This is a genomic window from Microbulbifer maximicatervae (SeqCode), assembly GCF_052468095.1.
In genome coordinates, this window is sequence record NZ_CP174332.1 from 10,001 (window position 1) to 27,684 (window position 17,684).

A 17,684-nucleotide genomic window follows, 5' to 3' on the forward strand; every position below is an offset into this window, starting at 1 on the left:
TCGAGTCGGCCTGCGCGGAAGATATACCGGGGCTCAAACTGATAACCGAAGCTGCGGATGCTCTTAGGAGCATGGTAGAGGAGCGTTGTGTAAGCCGTTGAAGGTGGATCGGGAGGTCTGCTGGAGGTATCACAAGTGCGAATGCTGACATGAGTAACGATAAGGGAGGTGAAAAACCTCCCCGCCGGAAGACCAAGGGTTCCTGTCCAACGCTAATCGGGACAGGGTTAGTCGACCCCTAAGGCGAGGGCGAAAGCCGTAGTCGATGGGAAACAGGTTAATATTCCTGTACTCGCTATTACTGCGACGGAGTGACGGAGAAGGCTAGGCCAGCATGGCGATTGGTTGTCCATGTTTAAGGTTGTAGGCTGGGGACTTAGGCAAATCCGGGTCCCTAAGGCTGAGAACTGATGACGAAGCCCACTTAGTGGGTGAAGTGGTTGATGCCCTGCTTCCAGGAAAAACTTCTAAGCTTCAGGTAATAGTGAATCGTACTCTAAACCGACACAGGTGGTCAGGTAGAGAATACCAAGGCGCTTGAGAGAACTCTGGTGAAGGAACTAGGCAAAATGGTACCGTAACTTCGGGAGAAGGTACGCCGGTTTTGGTGATGGGACTTGCTCCCTAAGCTGAGGCCGGTCGAAGTGACCAGGTGGCTGCGACTGTTTATTAAAAACATAGCACTCTGCAAACTCGTAAGAGGACGTATAGGGTGTGACGCCTGCCCGGTGCCGGAAGGTTAATTGATGGGGTTAGCTTCGGCGAAGCTCTTGATCGAAGCCCCGGTAAACGGCGGCCGTAACTATAACGGTCCTAAGGTAGCGAAATTCCTTGTCGGGTAAGTTCCGACCTGCACGAATGGCGTAACGATGGCCACGCTGTCTCCACCAGAGACTCAGTGAAATTGAAATCGCTGTTAAGATGCAGTGTACCCGCGGCTAGACGGAAAGACCCCGTGAACCTTTACTACAGCTTTGCACTGAACTTTGAGCCTATTTGTGTAGGATAGGTGGGAGGCTTTGAAGCAATGACGCTAGTTGTTGTGGAGCCGTCCTTGAAATACCACCCTGGTATGTTTGAGGTTCTAACTCTGGTCCGTTATCCGGATCGAGGACAGTGTATGGTGGGTAGTTTGACTGGGGCGGTCTCCTCCCAAAGAGTAACGGAGGAGTACGAAGGTGCACTCAGCATGGTCGGAAATCATGCAATGAGCATAATGGTATAAGTGCGCTTGACTGCGAGACAGACATGTCGAGCAGGTACGAAAGTAGGTCATAGTGATCCGGTGGTTCTGTATGGAAGGGCCATCGCTCAACGGATAAAAGGTACTCCGGGGATAACAGGCTGATACCGCCCAAGAGTTCACATCGACGGCGGTGTTTGGCACCTCGATGTCGGCTCATCACATCCTGGGGCTGAAGCCGGTCCCAAGGGTATGGCTGTTCGCCATTTAAAGTGGTACGCGAGCTGGGTTTAGAACGTCGTGAGACAGTTCGGTCCCTATCTGCCGTGGGCGTTGGAGATTTGAGAAGAGTTGCTCCTAGTACGAGAGGACCGGAGTGAACGAACCTCTGGTGTTCCGGTTGTCACGCCAGTGGCATTGCCGGGTAGCTATGTTCGGACGGGATAACCGCTGAAAGCATCTAAGCGGGAAGCCTCCTTCAAGATAAGATCTCCCTGAGGCCTTGAGCCTCCTGAAGGGCCGTGGAAGACTACCACGTTGATAGGCTGGGTGTGGAAGCGTTGTGAGGCGTTGAGCTAACCAGTACTAATTGCCCGTGCGGCTTGACCATACAACAGAGATGGTTACTAACGACTAGCTAAGCTAGCGGATTGTTGAATGAAAGACACACAATGATCGCTTGCGGTGTATTACTACAGATTGTTTTACCGACTTATTTGGGGTTATCGCCGGTCACCAACATGACCGAGGCAAACAGCGATAACGCGGCAGGCCAAGCACTTTGCTTATAAGACCAACGCCAACCCAAGCCAGTTTGCCTGACGACAATAGAGTTGTGGAACCACCTGATCCCTTGCCGAACTCAGAAGTGAAACGCAACATCGCCGATGGTAGTGTGGGGCTTCCCCATGTGAGAGTAGGTCATCGTCAGGCTTCTAATCCGAAAGGGCCACCCAATAGGGTGGCCCTTTTTTCATGGCTGAAAAAATATTTTAAAGAAGCAAAAAACAAAAAACTAAGAAATGGAAGAAAGAGGGAGCAGAAAGTACTTAGTAAAAATTAAATAGAAAAAATAAAAGTAATCCTGAAAAACTTTAATGCTCAACTTTCTATTTAAAAGTCAGTCAGTAAATAAAAAAGAAAAAGCTAAAATTACTTGAGCACCTTAAACAGACGCTCTCCTAAAAAGCCTATAAAAATAGCTCTTTACCGATCTTCTCTCCAAACGCCTTTACACTCACTCAAAAAATAATCCAACAAAATAACTCTCGCAAAAACCAGAAAAGTACCCATACCACTCCCGCCAAAAATTAAATTTAGCCGGTAAAAATATCGGTGATTTTTTAGTCTCTGCAGTAATCCCCTGTAACCACGGGGCCTGTAGCCCGTTTATTAAAGTTATACACAACTCTATCCAGATTTTCTGTTAGTAACGTTCTGGTCTTACTTTTAGTGGATAACCTGACACTTTTTTCGTTGGTTTTTTAATCGAATTATTTCATTGCACGAAATTAGAGGCTTCCAGACCTCTATCCAAAAGTTATGCACAGTACTATCCAAGAATTCTGTTAGTAACATCCCTGTAATGAAGAAAACATCTAAAGAGTTCTATTTTTACGATCTATTATCCAGTGTTGCAGTGGATAACCAGGACTGACTTTTCAGTTCTAAAAAGCTCGCTGGGGTGTGCTGTTCAGGAAGCATTCTATTAGCGACAAATTCCTCCGAGAGGCTTGCTAATGAGATTTCTACTTTTAATTTCCTTGTCATTAGTACTTTTAGCCGCTGGATCGCTAAGGGCGCAAACGTTGGTAGTAGGAAATAAATATGAGGGCACGGTGAGTTTTATTGACCTGGCTTCCGGCCAAGAGGTTAAGAAACCGGAAACTGGAGGTTCGCCCCATGAATTAATAGTGTCGCCGGATAAATCTAAAGTGGTGGTAGTTTCTTACCTTGAAGATGGCTACGTGGGAGAAGAGCTGAATGTATTCGATATCGCGAGCGGTAAGCGCCTGAAAAGAATTGATATCAGTCCGCACAAAGGCCCTCACGGTATCGCTTGGCTGGGCGATAGCAATAATGTGATTGTTACAACAGAAGAAACCAGCGACGTGATAAAGGTGGATGTGGCTGAAGGAAAAGTATTGGGCGTTGCCCGTACTGATCAGGTAGGTAGCCATATGCTTGCACTATCACCTGATCTGAAGACCGCCTACGTTACTAGCCGGGGGTCGGATACGTTCAGTGTAATTGATACAGAGACTATGGAGTTGAAATCTACATTACCGGCAGGGGATGGGCCGGAGGCGGTGTGGGTAAGCCCCGATAATAGCGAGCTATGGATAGGAAATAATCAGTCAGAAAATATCTTTATTTTCGATACTGAAACGTTAAAGCAAAAAGAAACGATAGATGTTGGTTTTCTGCCTATCCGAATCAGATTTCACCCTGATGGCGAAGTGGTAGCTGTAGCAGACTTAAATGGTAATCGTATACTCGTGTATGACGCCAAGACCCGTAGACAGTTACATGAGATTGATGTCGGCAGCGCAGGGGCCAGACAGCCAGCATCGCTATTTTTCTCTCCGGACGGAAAGTTTTTGTTTGCCGGTTCTCAGAGAGACGGAAAAGTTGTTGAAATAGATACCGCAACTTGGAAAGTAAAGCGTATATTTAATGCGGGACAAGGGTCAGATGGTATTGAGTGGAGCCCAGTAAATATTCAGCAATAAATATTCCTGCACTCCACTGTTAAAACAATGAATCAGGTAGGAACTGTGTAGATTTTTAAGTCCTGAAATATTCCATCAATCGAATAATAATTTGGAATAGTTTCACTATGCACTCCACCTACGCGTTCTGCTACGGCTATGCTGGCACTGTTTTCAGATAAGCAGTGAATTTTCAACGCTTGAATATCGTGCAGATCTTTCAAGTAGCTAGATATTCTATTTACGATTCGAGTCACGATTCCATTGCCGTGGCAGCTTTTACATAGCCAATATCCTATTTCTGCATTTTGTTTTTTTAGATCAATTTCCTTGATACCAAAGATCCCGACTACCTTGCCTGAATAGTGGATCTTGTACCAGGATGCTCCGAAGCTATTACTGAATATTCTATCGGTAATATATTTTTCAGTGGTCGGGAGGTCGATAACAAGCTTTGCCCAATAGAGATATTTCTCTAGCAGTGGTCTGTTATTTTCAATTAAGGCAAAGATGATTTCTGTGTCACTATCCAAAAGTGGATCGAGTTTGATATCACTGTTTACTACTATCGGCTTTTTGGTCATCCTTTTGCCTCTCCATTTTTAGCGATATTTTTTAGTCATTAGCAACCTAACCAACGGGTAGAGTTTTCCTGATTAGGTGAAACAACAGAAAGAGCCTGTGGAAGGTCTCTAGGTTTCCAGCATAAAAGTTACCGGGCCGTCATTGACTAGTGAAACCTGCATATCCGCTGCAAATATTCCAGTGGCCACTGGCGTAAATTGGGCTTTGGAACTTCTAACGAAATAGTTGTAGAGCTCCTCCGCGTATTCTGGTGATGCGCCGCGACTAAAGCTCGGGCGTAAACCTCTATCAGTTTCGGCAACTAGTGTGAACTGACTGACAATCAGGAGCCCACCTCCCGCCTTTTGGAGGTTGAGATTCATACGCCCTTTATCATCGGGAAAAATACGGTAATTCAGGACTTTGTGCAGCAGCTTATCTGCACTATCGGTAGTGTCCTGGGCTTCGATACCTAGCAGCAGGAGGATACCCTTATCTATGGCCCCAACGGCCTCTCCCGCTACATTAACCTGGGCATGGCTTACCCTTTGGATCAATCCTTTCATCTCACTTCTCTCTGCTGCTCTGGAACCGATCGTCTAAATCGCCTAGATTAGCGGACTGTTCCCAGTAGAGAAACCGAGAATAACGGTATGAAGAGACAGCTAGTGGCACTGGTTGCCGGTGCACTTGCTGCGGTGAGTGTTCACGCAGCTGATAGCTATCCGGATAGTAAACCGGGTGCTCAAATTGATGAATATTTTGGTCAAAAGGTGGCTGACCCCTATCGCTGGATGGAAAAAATGTCCAGTGATGAGGTAAAGAGTTGGGTGGCCAAACAGAATGATCATTCATTACCGCGTTTGAAGGACCTGCCCGGGTGGCAGAAAATCAATGACCGGCTTGCAGAACTATGGCGCTATGAGCGCTACGGTGTTCCGTACAAGAAGGGCGATAGCTATTACTACAGCTACAACACCGGTGATTGGGATCAGAATGTTTTCTATAAGGCCTCTAGCCTGTCTGCTGAGGGCGATACGGTTTTAGATCCACGCACCCTAAGTGAAGATGGCACTATTGCTGCCAAGCGCCTCAAAGTCAGTCCAAAGGGCCGCTATCTGGCTTACGGTATCTCGGATGGTGGCACTGACTGGACCGACTATCGTATTCGCGACCTAAAGACAGGCAAGGATCTGAAGGAACAACTGACCGGTATCAAGTTTAGTGATGCCAGTTGGGCGCCGGATGAGTCCGGTTTTTACTATAGCCGGTACCCGTTTAACAGAGATGGCACGGCGGATGATAGCAAACAGGTAGCCGTATATTTTCACCGACTGGGAGATGCCCAGGAAAGTGATCAACTGGTCTATGAAATTACTGATCATCCCACCCGCAATCCAGGCGCGACGGTGAGTGACGATGGCAACTATCTCCTGTTTGGCATCTTCGACGGCTATGACTCGAACGGCTTTTACTATCGCGATTTACGCGATGAAAGCGGCAAGGTAATTAAGCTTCTGGATGACTGGGATGGCCTATACCAGTATCTCGGAAATAAAGGGAGCACCTTTTACTTTGAGACCAGTGCGGGGGCGCCGCTGGGCCGTGTAATCGCTATTGATCTGAATAAGCCGCAACGCAAACACTGGCGCGATCTGGTGCCGGAGACGACTAGTGCCCTGCAGAGTGCCAGTTATATCGGTGATCGCTTTGTGCTTCACTACCTGGAGGATGCGAAATCGCGAGTGCTGGTGACCGATACTAACGGTAAGAAACAGTACGAGCTGAAGCTGCCAGGGGTGGGCTCAGTGAAGGGGTTTTATGGTGAGCCGAATGAAGTTGAGACCTTCTACACTTTCTCTAATTTTATTACCCCGCCGAGTATCTACCACCTGAATGTACAGACTGGTGAAACCAAACTGTTCAAGCAGCCAAAATATGCAGCAGACTTTTCCGATCTGACTGTGAGTCAGTATTTCTATAAGAGTAAGGACGGTACCCGGGTACCTCTATTCCTCGTGCATAAGAAGGGAATGAAGCGAGATGGCTCCAACCCGACGCTGCTTTATGGATATGGTGGTTTTAACTCCGCTCAGTTACCGCGATTCTACAACCGCTTTGTCGGTTGGTTGGATATGGGCGGCACCCTGGCACTGGCCAACTTGCGCGGTGGTAGCGAGTACGGCAATGCTTGGCACCAGGCGGGTACCAAGACGCAAAAGCAAAATGTCTTCGATGATTTTATCGCTGCAGCTGAGTGGCTGATCGAGGAGAAAGTCACTTCTCCTGAAAAGCTTGCTATCAGTGGTCGCTCCAATGGTGGACTATTGGCGGGGGCAACGCTGGTACAACGACCGGATTTGTTTGCGGCGGCATTACCGGTAGTCGGTGTCCTGGATATGCTGCGATATCATACCGCTTCCGCTAATGCCCGGCAGTGGTCGAGCGATTATGGGCTTAGTGAAAATCGCGATGAGTTCAAAGCGCTGCATGCCTATTCTCCGGTCCACAACACCCGTGAGGGCACCTGCTATCCGGCCACGCTGATCACCACTGCCGATCGCGATGATCGAGTGGTTCCCTGGCACAGCTACAAATTTGCGGCAGCCCTACAAAAAGATCAGGGCTGTGACAAACCAGTCTGGCTTGCCGTAGAGACTCGGGCTGGGCACGGTGCAGGCAAGCCGGTATGGATGCAGGTGGAAGACTTCGCCAATCAGTGGAGCTTCCTTGCCTACCAGCTGGGCATGAAAATCGAGTAGCCTTTCCAACTAACCCAATAAAAGTAATAGCGGGATTAATCAATAAAACTCCCGGTAGGACGATTGCAAAGGGGTTTAGTTTTGGGGCGGTGTCACTAATGACGTTAGTGTGCCGCCCACTCTGTCGGAGTGGTCGTATCACCAACCGGTCTGCCCTTCCGGGAGGAGGTGGCTTCGATAGAGCTAATCACTGGGTATGAATAACGATAACAACTCATCCGGTGGATTAATGAAACATGCATTTGTAACCGGGGGAACCGGTTTTCTCGGCGCTAATTTGGTAGAGCAATTGGTTGGTGATGGATGGAAAGTTACCGCTATGCATCGGCGCACCTCCAATACCGATATGTTGCGCTCTCTGGGCGTTAATCTGGTTGAGGCCTCTCTGAATGACCCTCAGTCCCTTCAAGCTGCAATCCCAAATAATGTCGATGCACTTTTCCATATGGCGGCTAATACCAGTATGTGGCGCGGCGGTAATGCCCAGCAGTGGAAAGATAATGTTGAGGGGGCGGCGAATATTGCCAAAGTTGCCAGGGAGAAAAATGTAGGGCGTATGGTGGTGACCAGCTCAATTTCTGCTTATGGCTACCATAAGGAAAGAATTACTGAAGAAAGTGATAAGCTGGCAGATGACCCTCATCATCACTATCTGTACACGAAAAAAAGAGAGGAAATTGCCGTTCGCAAGGAAATTGAGCAGGGCCTGGATGCGGTATTTCTAAACCCTTGTGCAATTGTTGGTAAATACGATACCACTAGTTGGGCGCAGACCTTTTTTCTGATTGATAAAAATCAATTACCAGGTGTTCCACCGGGCTGGGGTTCTTTTTGCCATGCCGGTGCAGTAGCGCGAGCGCATATCGATGCGGTTGAAAAGGGGCGGTGTGGCGAAAATTATATCCTGGCCGGAACGGATGCCAGTTTTTTAGAGTTCTTTGGAAAGATCGCTGAGTTATTGAATAAACCTGTACCAAAACGCACCACACCGGCATTTCTAATTCAATCTATCGCCTGGTTTTCCGATCTCTGGTCTCGTGTGAGTGGGCAAGAGCCGGTTATTACTCCTGAAAAGGCCACGTTGGTAACGCGGAGAGTCGTTGCTAGTAGTGCTAAGGCTGAACGTGAACTCGGTTATCAATCGGGGGTGGCTTTGGATACTATGTTATGCGAATGTCGCGATTGGTTAGTACAGAACAATTTGTTGGAGTCGAAGTGAATCGTAATAATATTATTTTTGGGTTAGTTGCCTTGCTTTTGGTTTTACAGCTTATTCAGTATTACTTTTTCTCTGGCGCAAGCTAGTCATAAAAAGGAAGTAATGATGGCGGAAAAGCGCTGTGACTGGTGCCTGTCTACACCACTTTATCAAAGTTACCACGATGAGGAGTGGGGTAGGCCGGTTACCGATGATCAAACCCTGTTTGAGTTTTTGTTGCTGGAGGGGGCCCAGGCGGGCTTATCTTGGATTACAGTGCTCAATAAGCGGGAGAATTACCGTAAACTGTTTAATAATTTTGATGCTGAAAAAATTGCTCGGTACACGCCTAAAAAGGTAGAGAAATTACTTCTCAACCCGGGAATTATTCGCAACCGGCTCAAGGTTGAATCGGCCATCAAGAATGCACGGGCAACCCTCGAGTTGCGCGATCGTGGTATTTCTTTAAAGGATTTTCTCTGGCAGTTCACCGATGGAAGAGTGATTGTTAATCGCCCCCGCTCCATGAAGCAGGTGCCGGCCACTACAGCAGAATCTGATGCGATGAGTAAGGCGTTAAAGAAAGCGGGTTTTAGTTTTGTGGGATCAACCATTATGTACGCGCATATGCAGGCAACTGGAATGGTCAATGATCACTTGGAAACTTGTCCGGCTCATCAGCGTTGTGTCGATGAGGCGCAGAATTTAGGTTTGGCTTGAATTTAAAATAGGGATTTATTTTCGGGGATCGATGAATATTAATAGCTTACTTAATGAGTATTGGCCCCAAGTAACTGCATTATCCCTAAAGTTGGCGGCCGCACTACTGGTAGTTTTGGTGACGCTGTTTGTGACCCATCTTGCCCGCCGAGCGGTTGATCGTCTGCCGGACCGGTTTGATATTACCTTGCGCCCGGTACTGCGCAGTATTTCGAGCTGGGCGGTTTATATTGTTGGCGCACTGCTGGTATTGGATGTATTTGGTATTAACACTACCAGCTTAATTGCTCTACTAGGCGCTACTGGTGTGGCAGTAGCCTTAGCGTTGAAAGAAACCCTGCAAAATATTGCTTCGGGGTTTCTACTGCTGGGATTGCGGCCGTTTCGCGTTGGGGATGTGATTCAGTTCGGTAACATAATGGGCACTGTTCGCGAGGTAGGGCTATTTACTACGGAGCTGGATACCACGGATGGGCTGCGTATTACCGCACCCAACAGTGCTATCTGGGGGCAAGTGCTCACCAATTTCAGTCGCAATAAGACTCGCCGTATCGAGATTGTGGCGAGTATTGCCTATGGCGATGACATTGATCGCGGTCTAACAGTATTACGTCGCTTGGTAGAGCAGGAACCCCGTATTCTCGCTGAGCCAGAGCCAAGTTTCGCTGTTAAGGCACTTGCTGACAGCGCGGTCAATTTACAGTTGCGGGCCTGGGCTGCCAATGATCAGTACTGGGATGTTTATTGGTCCCTGATGCAAAAGCTTAAGCCTGCACTGGAGGCAGAAGGCTTGACGGTACCCTTTCCCCAGCGAGAGCTACATATCGTGGACCGGGTCACAAGCCGGCGTTAGTCCATTACCGCAGGGTCACTTGTGGCAATATCCTGCTCCAGGTATTGGGTCCACCTAGTCCAAAATCTCCGATTTGCCTCAACTCAACGCAAACATATGGCGTTCTGGGGGGCATGAATCGACACCTCACCGAATTCGTGTCAAAGTTAGCGGCGTTTTTTTGTACAACTTTTGATCGAGATAGGAAGATGCCGATAAAGCTGAACAACCCACTGATCCCCAGCCTGCTGGCTGTCGCTATCCTTGCGGGCTGTCAGGGTGACAAGAGTACCCAGACTGTAGCTAACGCAGATAAGCCCCAAAATGCGGTTGCCGAGGCCTCAGTAACTGTAGATGCGGTTGCCGAAACCAAGCGCCTGACTGAGTGGCTGGATGAGCGCTATGAGGAACAGCTGCAGTTCAGCCCGATTCAGCTGTCCTACCTGGGTCGCAAAGACCACTACGACCAAATCGACGATATGAGTGAGGCCGCAGAGGCTCGCCGCTTGGTTTGGCAAGAGAAAAGTGTTGAAGAACTCAGGAAGAATTTCGACTACAGCAAGCTGACCCAGGAAGGGAAAACTTCCTACGATATCTGGATTTATCAGTTTGAACAGGCCAAGGCCGCTGCGCCGTTTATCCGTCACGGCTACATCTTTGAGCAGATGGGAGGTGCACAATCGCAGTTGCCCAACTTCCTGCTGAACTTCCACAAGGTCGACAACGTTGAAGATATGCAGGCGTATATCACCCGTATCGGTGGTATCTCCCGCGCGATCAACCAGTTGCTTGACCGCGCCAAGCTGTCGTCCAAAGAAGGTATCCGCCCCCCGCGCTTTGCCTATGAGGGTGCGATTGACCAGTCCAGTAAATTGATTGAAGGCGCGCCGTTTACCGATGGTGAAGACGCACCTCTGTGGGCCGGTGCCAAAGGGAAAATCGCTGAGCTGCTCGAAGCCGGTACTATTGATCAGAAGCAGGCAGACAAGCTGACTGCGGAAGCGCGCAAGGCATTAGAGACTGAGTTCTTCCCCGCATATCAAGGGCTGGTTACCTGGCTCAAAGCGGATATGCAGAAGGCCTCAGCAGAGCCTCAAGGTGCTAGTAGCTTGCCCAATGGTATGGCCTACTACAATCAGCGCCTGGCCAACACCACAACTACGGACCTGACTGCCGACCAGATCCACAATATCGGCCTGGAAGAAGTGGCGCGTATCCGTGGTGAGATGGAAACTATCAAGAAGCAGGTTGGTTTCGAAGGTAGCCTGCAGGACTTCTTCAAGTTTATTCGCGAAGATGGCCAATTCTACTACCCGAATACCGATGAAGGTCGCCAGGGCTACCTGGATGACTCAACCGCGTTCCTGGACAACATTACCAAGAAATTGCCGGAATACTTTGGCCTTCTGCCGAAAGCTGAGTTGGTAGTAAAGCGGGTTGAGTCTTTCCGCGAACAGGATGGCGGTGCCCAGCATTACTACCCCGGCACTCCCGATGGTTCCCGCCCGGGTATTTACTATGCGCATCTGTCTGATATGAGTGCCTATTCCACGACTGATATGGAAACTGTGGCCTACCACGAAGGCAACCCCGGTCACCATATGCAGATCTCAATTGCTCAGGAATTGGAAGGTATCCCGCAGTTCCGCACTCAAGCTCACTTTACTGTCTATGTAGAGGGCTGGGCGCTGTACTCTGAGAAGCTTGCTAAAGAAATGGGGGCCTTCGAAGATCCCTATAACCTGTTTGGCCACCTGACGGCTGAAATGTGGCGAGCCATTCGCCTTGTTGTTGATACCGGCCTGCACGCCAAAGGCTGGAGTGAAGAGCAAGCGGTGGAGTACTTCCTGGAAAACTCCGCAATCCCCGAGACTGCAGTTCGTTCCGAAGTGCGTCGTTACCTGGCGTGGCCGGGCCAGGCGACTGCTTACAAGATCGGTATGCTGAAAATTCAGGAGCTGCGCAAGCAGGCTGAAGATCAGTTGGGTGATAAATTCGATATTCGCGGATTCCACGATACCGTACTGGGTGGCGGTGCTTTGCCAGTGCCCGTATTGGAGAGCCGCGTAGCCTCTTGGGTGGAATCAGTGAAGCAATCATAAGCTTCTTAGCTGACTCTTTTAAAAAGCCGGGCATAGCCCGGCTTTTTTATTGGGCTTATTTCTGTGAATATCGTCTGTGTATAGAGGAAAGCTGGTTTTCCCTAAAATAATTGTTTATGGAAAAGTCCCAATGGATTCAAATATTTACTCTGCCCCAGAGGCTGAATTAGATACTGTTTCAGAAGACGAAGCGCAGTTTTATATAGTTTCACCAACCAAATTCTGGGTAATGAGCCTAGGTACAGTGGGTATCTATTCAGTTTATTGGTTTTACCGTCATTGGGCAGAATATCAGCGTGCTAGTGGAGAGAATATGTGGCCGGTTATGCGGGCGATATTCTCTATCTTTTTTACTCATTCCCTTTTTTCCAGGATTCAAAGCCGTATCGAGATTGATAAGGTGGATTACCGCTGGGTGCCGGCACTTTGGGCTACGTTATATGTAGTTTTTGCGATTGCCGGGGCTATTGTCGACAGGATTTCCTATTACTCCGATGTAATTTCATTGATCGATATAGTAAGCATACTTCTCTTACCCTTTACATTGTGGCCACTTTATGAGGGACAGAAAGCTGCCAATATGGTTAATGGAGATATTTCAGGACAGGCTAACTCGAGATTTACTCCCTGGAATTTTGTTTGGTTGGCTGTAGGGGCTGTGTTTTGGGGAGTGGGTATTTTTGGGGCTTATTATCTGCTGGGCAATGTATAAGAGAGGAGTATCTATGAGACGTTCAGGATTTATTATCGTCGCTCTGCTATTACAACTGTTTCCTTCCGCTTTATGGGCGGAGCCAACACCCACTGAAATTACCGTGCGCGCCAAGGCCATGGATGCCAAGTTTATTGGCTCCTCCATCGGTGGTGCCATGGTTATTATTCGCGATGGAGATTCTGGGGAAATTCTTGCCAAGGGGCTTACCCAAGGGAGCACCGGTGACTCCACCAGAATTATGAAAACGCCCCGAGAGCGGTTCCAACCTATCGCCGATGGCGCTGCACATTTTACCGCTACACTGAATATCAGTGAGCCGGTGTTTCTGACGGTGGAAGTTCTTGCACCGTATATCAAAAAGCAGGCCCGAGTGGTGGCGCAGACACAGACTTGGCTGGTTCCGGGAAAGCCTATTTCTGGTGATGGGCTGATTGTGGAAATTCCGGGAATGTTGGTAGATTTACTCAGCCCACAGACCCATCTCTATACAGGCTTGGACCAGAGTCCCTTTGAGATTCGCGCTAATGTGGTAATGATGTGCGGATGTTCACTTACCGATGGTGGGCTTTGGGATGGCAGTAAGATAGAAGTTGTGGCATTGGTTAAAAGAGACGGCAAATTATTTGCTCGAGTGCCGCTAGAGATACAGGAGACTATGAATACTTTTAGTGCGCCCTTTGCGACGGATTTGCCAGGTGTTTATGAAATTGTGCTATATGCCTATGATCCCAAGACTGGAAATACCGGTGTGGATCGGGGGAGCTTCATTGTGCGCTAGGCAAGTGCGGCAAGCCGTCTGAGATATGGATCCCTATGGATATTCGGCAGGCTATAGAGAGTGACCTCGAAGGCATGTGGAGCCTCTTTAGTGTTGTGCGAAACAGAGGGGATCTGCCTTTCTCGCATAAGATCAGTCGAGAAGTGTTTTCTGCTCAATGGCTTAATGACGACTTACAGACTTATGTTACCGAAGAGTTACCTCACCTGCTGGGGGTGTATAAATTAGGGGTTAATTTCCCTGGTATTCATAGCCATGTCGCGACAGCCAACTTTCTCGTGCACACGGATGTGCGCGATCGCGGTGTAGATCGTGCACTGGTTCAGCATGCAATCGCCAGAGCCCAGGACGCCGGCTATTTGGAAATGCAGTTCAACTACGTTCTCAGCGACAATGAGCCCGCAATTACCCTTTATACCGAGCTGGGCTTCACTATTATCAAAACGCTAGATAGAGCATTTACCGATCCTTTGGGAAGGTTGCAAGATGCTTATGTTATGCAGCGGTTTTTACAGTAGCTCGCCTGGTTATGGACCGGCAAAACCCAAAACACCAACAGGAAAGCCGGGAAGCGCTAATTGAGGAGCATCGACCGGAGCGTATTGAGGCGCGCTTGCGAAGTCGTCCACAGTCACAGTGGCTCTCTGATTTTGTTTTGGGAGCGATAGATGGCTGCGTAACTACCTTTGCCATTGTTGCAGGCGCTTTTGGTGCAGGCTTCTCCGAAGCGGTTGTGCTTGTGATGGGCTTTGCCAATCTTATCGCTGATGGTTTCAGTATGGCGGTAAGCAATTATGAAGCTGCCAGTGTGGAGCGTGAGCAACGAGCCGCGGCTATGCGTACAGAGCGTCAGCATATTGCTTTAATTCCCGAGGGAGAGCGGGAAGAGATCAGGCAAATTTTCTATCGAAAGGGATTTCGAGGTGAAGTTCTCGACAATATTGTTGCCACTATCACTGCGAATCAAAAGCTGTGGATAGAGACAATGCTGGCGGAAGAGTACGGTATAAGCCGCTTAGAGCATAAGCCTCTGGGGGCGGCACTGATAACCTTCGCCGCTTTTTTGTGTGTAGGTGCTATTCCCCTGCTGCCCTACCTTTTCCACAGCCTTAATCCCGCCGAACAATTTTATGCGAGCGCCGTTCTTTCGGTCTGCGCTTTTTTTGCTATTGGCTTGTGCAAAGGATTGGTGTTTTCCCACCACCTGCTGGTGGCGGGCTTAAAAACTCTGTTTTTTGGCAGTAGCGCAGCGGTCCTGGCACTCGCCGTTGGCTATCTACTGCGCCACTTGGTGACTTAATATTTATGCGGCTACCACTTTGTTGCGCCCGCCATTCTTGGCTCGATACATACGTTTATCTGCTTCGGCCAATAGCTGATTGAGTGGCTTGCCATTGGTGCTGCCTTCGACGACTCCGAGACTGATTGAGATTTTTACCGGGCGTGTATAGCGGCGACTGAGGGTGGATACTCTGCGACGAAGTTTTTCTGCAAGGACACTGCCGCCTTTCAAGTCAGTATTCGGCAATAGCAATAAAAATTCTTCGCCGCCCCAGCGCGCCACAATATCCTCAGACCGGGTGTTACTTTTCAGTATCTTGGCAACATCTTGTAATACGCGGTCGCCAAAGGAGTGCCCGTAGGTATCGTTGATCGTCTTGAAGTTATCTAAGTCACCAATAAGGATGACATATTGATCTTTCAGCTCAGCATTCCGGCGCTCTAATTCATGAATGGCGCGAAATGCTTCTCTGCGATTAGCTAATCCGGTCAATGTGTCCGTGGCAGCATAAGTCTCCAATTCACCTGTTAATCGCTGAAGGAGCTGCTGAGTTTGGTGGCGGCTACTGTCAAGTAATGCGGTTAGAGCCGTGAGTGCGCCAAATACTGCAATAAAACGCGCACGATAGGCCGTATCATATTTGGCCGTGAGCCCGGGGAAATCCGGGTAAAACAGGATTGCTGCCGTAGCGAGACCTATTCCGAGTAGTGCAGTGGTGCCGGTTTTATAGCCGTAAAGGTTGATAAATCCGGGGACCAGCATAACCGCCCACATCAAACCGGTATTGTTTACACCACCAGTCATTAGTAAGTAGAAGTACAGCACCAGTAGGAGAATGCCCACCAATAAAGGCGTTTTTTCGGTGGGGCCGATAATGTTGACAGTGATGTATGCAAATAAAATAACAACTGCGACGATAAAAAGCGTCGATGCCTGCAGGATATTGGTTGCAGTAAGAGCAATAATCGCCATAGCCCCGGTGATAGCCATAGCGAATATCAGCATATAAGAGGAGGCCAATATCCGTCTGCGCAGATCTATGCGCTGCACTTCATCAATAGAGGTGGATATCGCGGGGTTTTGATTGTTATACCCTGAGCTCATAGTCATTCCCGTTGCTATACCGACTGCAACCTTCCGCTTGCTCGGGACCGTCCTGCATCATACAACTATGCTGGTAGCCACTGCCGGAGTGAAGCAATGGTGAGTATAGGGGGAATCTGTCACCGACCAAAGTAGCAAGCTACAGTATCAGTAACTCAAACTTTAGAACTGAGAAATCGTGACACAAATTCAACTGACTTCTGGCGATATTTTGACGATGCGTGGAGATGCGTTGGTGTGTCCGGCACACAAGCACCTTATTCGGGGGCGGGGGCTTTCAGCGCAGATTTATGCCCAGTGCGGGACTCGGCTAACCCCCCAATGTGCCAATCAAAGAGCATGCCCAGTTGGTGAAGCTCGCGTGACTCGAGCCTATGCTTTACCGGTCGATTACTTATTGCATACTGTTACGCCCCAGTGGAGTAGTGGCGATCAATGGGGGAGCCAGGCCATAGTGCTGTTGAGGCACTGCTATGAAAGCGTTTTGGAGTTGGCGATAGAGCGCGGCTGCAAAACGATACTGTTTCCGGCACTGGGAGCTGGCACTAACCGCTTCCCTCACGAGATTGCGGCACATCAGGGATTGGCCGTTTTACGCGCTTATTCCTCAAGGTTCGAGAGACTCACAGTTTGTTTGCACTCACAAACTGCATTGGCGCAGTGGCAGAAAGTTGAGCAGCGCTTTTATGGCCATAATTGATGTGTCACGGGTAATTGAATGGGATACAGCCTATTGTGTTAATTATTTAGTTAAGCACTATTGATTCCATACAGTTAATGGTTCCTTCAATAACCTAATGTGGCGTATATAAAGTAGTTCTGCGGTGCAGGCAGATCGAACCACCACATGTCAGTCTAACAAGCAATAACTTACCAAGTCGTCTTCTGATCTCATGAATTAAGAGTTATTCAGGTGCTATACAGTCTTTTCTAACTCTTCCGTTGATTATTAAGTGCTATGTCTCCACCTAACTATTTAGTTCTAACGTGCTAAATATTGAAATCGTTAGTTGTAATGAGTCATCTATTTGCTAAAGATAGTTGTCAATAATTTAATAAATATGCATGGTTTTTATATGTATTTTTTAAGCCTAAAAATTTTAGTAACTATGGACCACTGCAAAGTCTGCATACAAGAACAAAATATCTATGAAGGCATAGGGCATAGATGTGCTTTGTGTCTGGGGTGAGAGTCCCCTAAAATGAAAAAGAAATCCTCTTTTTACAGTTTCCCATGCCACCTATGAATAGCCAGCGCGTTGTTATTCACTGTAAGTAGGACTGAATTGTTATTCTGCTTACCACTTTCATTAGTGGCTCTTATAGTTACTTCTTATTTTAAATTTTTAGTATCTCAGCGAGAGCAGTCTTTATCTGAGAACGCTATCTTGGCAGGCCTTACTACTGAGGGATATATTTTATCAATGCGGCCAGTAATGTATGTTTCTATAATATCGTTTTGTGACCTTCTTTAAGCTGCAATCCCTACGGCAAAATAGAACTTGATAAGGGGTTAAGACTAAGATATTAGGGGACTATGGGTTGAGGCAATCAATTCGTAAGAATTTTAGAATCCTATCCTTTTTTTATCTTTGATAGTCTTGGGGATAAATAGTTATTTTGTTGTCAGCTCCAATGGAGTGAAATTTAACTCATTATTTTCTCTTTTTCCTAAAGAGTATAATTGGAGTCAAATTCAGGCGGTGGAAACCGCTACTGGCACTGGCCCGGCA

Annotated in this window: 14 protein-coding genes and 2 rRNA genes (1 of these 16 cut by a window edge); 13 read left to right on the forward strand and 3 right to left on the reverse strand. The window is 48.1% G+C overall.

Features of this window, described 5'->3' with window-relative positions; translation table 11 throughout:
- The 3 genes from ACJJIL_RS00035 to ACJJIL_RS00045 all read left to right on the forward strand — a co-directional run.
- A 23S ribosomal RNA gene (locus ACJJIL_RS00035) occupies positions 1–1,793 on the forward strand (it extends 1,089 nt beyond the left edge of the window).
- Positions 1,794–2,000: 207 nt separating this feature from the next.
- Positions 2,001–2,116: ribosomal RNA gene (gene rrf / locus ACJJIL_RS00040) — 5S ribosomal RNA — on the forward strand.
- A gap of 806 nt (positions 2,117–2,922) precedes the next feature.
- Complete coding sequence (locus tag ACJJIL_RS00045; protein WP_445360875.1) at positions 2,923–3,915, forward strand: YncE family protein; 993 nt, start codon at positions 2,923–2,925, stop codon at positions 3,913–3,915.
- A 32-nt stretch (positions 3,916–3,947) separates the two neighbouring features.
- Here ACJJIL_RS00045 and ACJJIL_RS00050 read toward each other — a convergent pair whose 3' ends face one another.
- Both ACJJIL_RS00050 and dtd read right to left on the reverse strand, forming a co-directional pair.
- On the reverse strand, positions 3,948–4,478 hold the full coding sequence (locus tag ACJJIL_RS00050) for a GNAT family N-acetyltransferase (RefSeq protein ID WP_445360876.1): 531 nt from the start codon (positions 4,476–4,478) through the stop codon (positions 3,948–3,950).
- A gap of 108 nt (positions 4,479–4,586) precedes the next feature.
- Complete coding sequence (dtd, locus tag ACJJIL_RS00055; RefSeq protein WP_445360877.1) at positions 4,587–5,024, reverse strand: D-aminoacyl-tRNA deacylase; 438 nt, start codon at positions 5,022–5,024, stop codon at positions 4,587–4,589.
- A gap of 87 nt (positions 5,025–5,111) precedes the next feature.
- Between dtd and ACJJIL_RS00060 the strand changes: the two genes are divergently transcribed.
- From ACJJIL_RS00060 to ACJJIL_RS00100, 9 genes are all read left to right on the forward strand, one after another.
- On the forward strand, positions 5,112–7,220 hold the full coding sequence (locus ACJJIL_RS00060) for a prolyl oligopeptidase family serine peptidase (protein WP_445360878.1): 2,109 nt from the start codon (positions 5,112–5,114) through the stop codon (positions 7,218–7,220).
- 229 nt (positions 7,221–7,449) lie between these two features.
- Positions 7,450–8,439, forward strand: coding sequence for an SDR family oxidoreductase (locus tag ACJJIL_RS00065; RefSeq protein ID WP_445360879.1), 990 nt, complete (start codon positions 7,450–7,452; stop codon positions 8,437–8,439).
- A gap of 105 nt (positions 8,440–8,544) precedes the next feature.
- Entirely contained in the window at positions 8,545–9,138 is a 594-nt protein-coding gene (locus ACJJIL_RS00070; RefSeq protein WP_445360880.1) for a DNA-3-methyladenine glycosylase I, read from the forward strand.
- A 31-nt stretch (positions 9,139–9,169) separates the two neighbouring features.
- A complete protein-coding gene (locus ACJJIL_RS00075) occupies positions 9,170–9,991 on the forward strand; it encodes a mechanosensitive ion channel family protein (protein WP_445360881.1) in 822 nt (273 codons plus the stop codon).
- 188 nt (positions 9,992–10,179) lie between these two features.
- Positions 10,180–12,072: a DUF885 domain-containing protein gene (locus tag ACJJIL_RS00080; protein ID WP_445360882.1), complete on the forward strand. Its 1,893-nt coding sequence runs from the start codon at positions 10,180–10,182 to the stop codon at positions 12,070–12,072.
- A 130-nt stretch (positions 12,073–12,202) separates the two neighbouring features.
- Positions 12,203–12,784, forward strand: coding sequence for a hypothetical protein (locus ACJJIL_RS00085; protein WP_444918527.1), 582 nt, complete (start codon positions 12,203–12,205; stop codon positions 12,782–12,784).
- A gap of 13 nt (positions 12,785–12,797) precedes the next feature.
- The gene (locus ACJJIL_RS00090; RefSeq protein WP_445360883.1) at positions 12,798–13,565 is read left to right on the forward strand and encodes a hypothetical protein; all 768 of its coding nucleotides are present in this window, start codon (positions 12,798–12,800) and stop codon (positions 13,563–13,565) included.
- A 35-nt stretch (positions 13,566–13,600) separates the two neighbouring features.
- On the forward strand, positions 13,601–14,083 hold the full coding sequence (locus ACJJIL_RS00095; RefSeq protein ID WP_445360884.1) for a GNAT family N-acetyltransferase: 483 nt from the start codon (positions 13,601–13,603) through the stop codon (positions 14,081–14,083).
- An 11-nt stretch (positions 14,084–14,094) separates the two neighbouring features.
- Positions 14,095–14,865 carry a VIT1/CCC1 transporter family protein gene (locus ACJJIL_RS00100; RefSeq protein ID WP_445360885.1) on the forward strand — a complete coding sequence of 257 codons (771 nt, stop codon included), beginning with the start codon at positions 14,095–14,097 and terminating at the stop codon, positions 14,863–14,865.
- Positions 14,866–14,868: 3 nt separating this feature from the next.
- On the opposite strand, the gene ACJJIL_RS00105 is transcribed toward ACJJIL_RS00100, so the two are convergent.
- Entirely contained in the window at positions 14,869–15,951 is a 1,083-nt protein-coding gene (locus tag ACJJIL_RS00105; protein WP_445360886.1) for a GGDEF domain-containing protein, read from the reverse strand.
- A 178-nt stretch (positions 15,952–16,129) separates the two neighbouring features.
- Here ACJJIL_RS00105 and ACJJIL_RS00110 point away from each other — a divergent pair, with 178 nt between their 5' ends.
- Complete coding sequence (locus ACJJIL_RS00110) at positions 16,130–16,651, forward strand: macro domain-containing protein (protein WP_445360887.1); 522 nt, start codon at positions 16,130–16,132, stop codon at positions 16,649–16,651.
- Positions 16,652–17,684 lie beyond the last annotated feature (1,033 nt).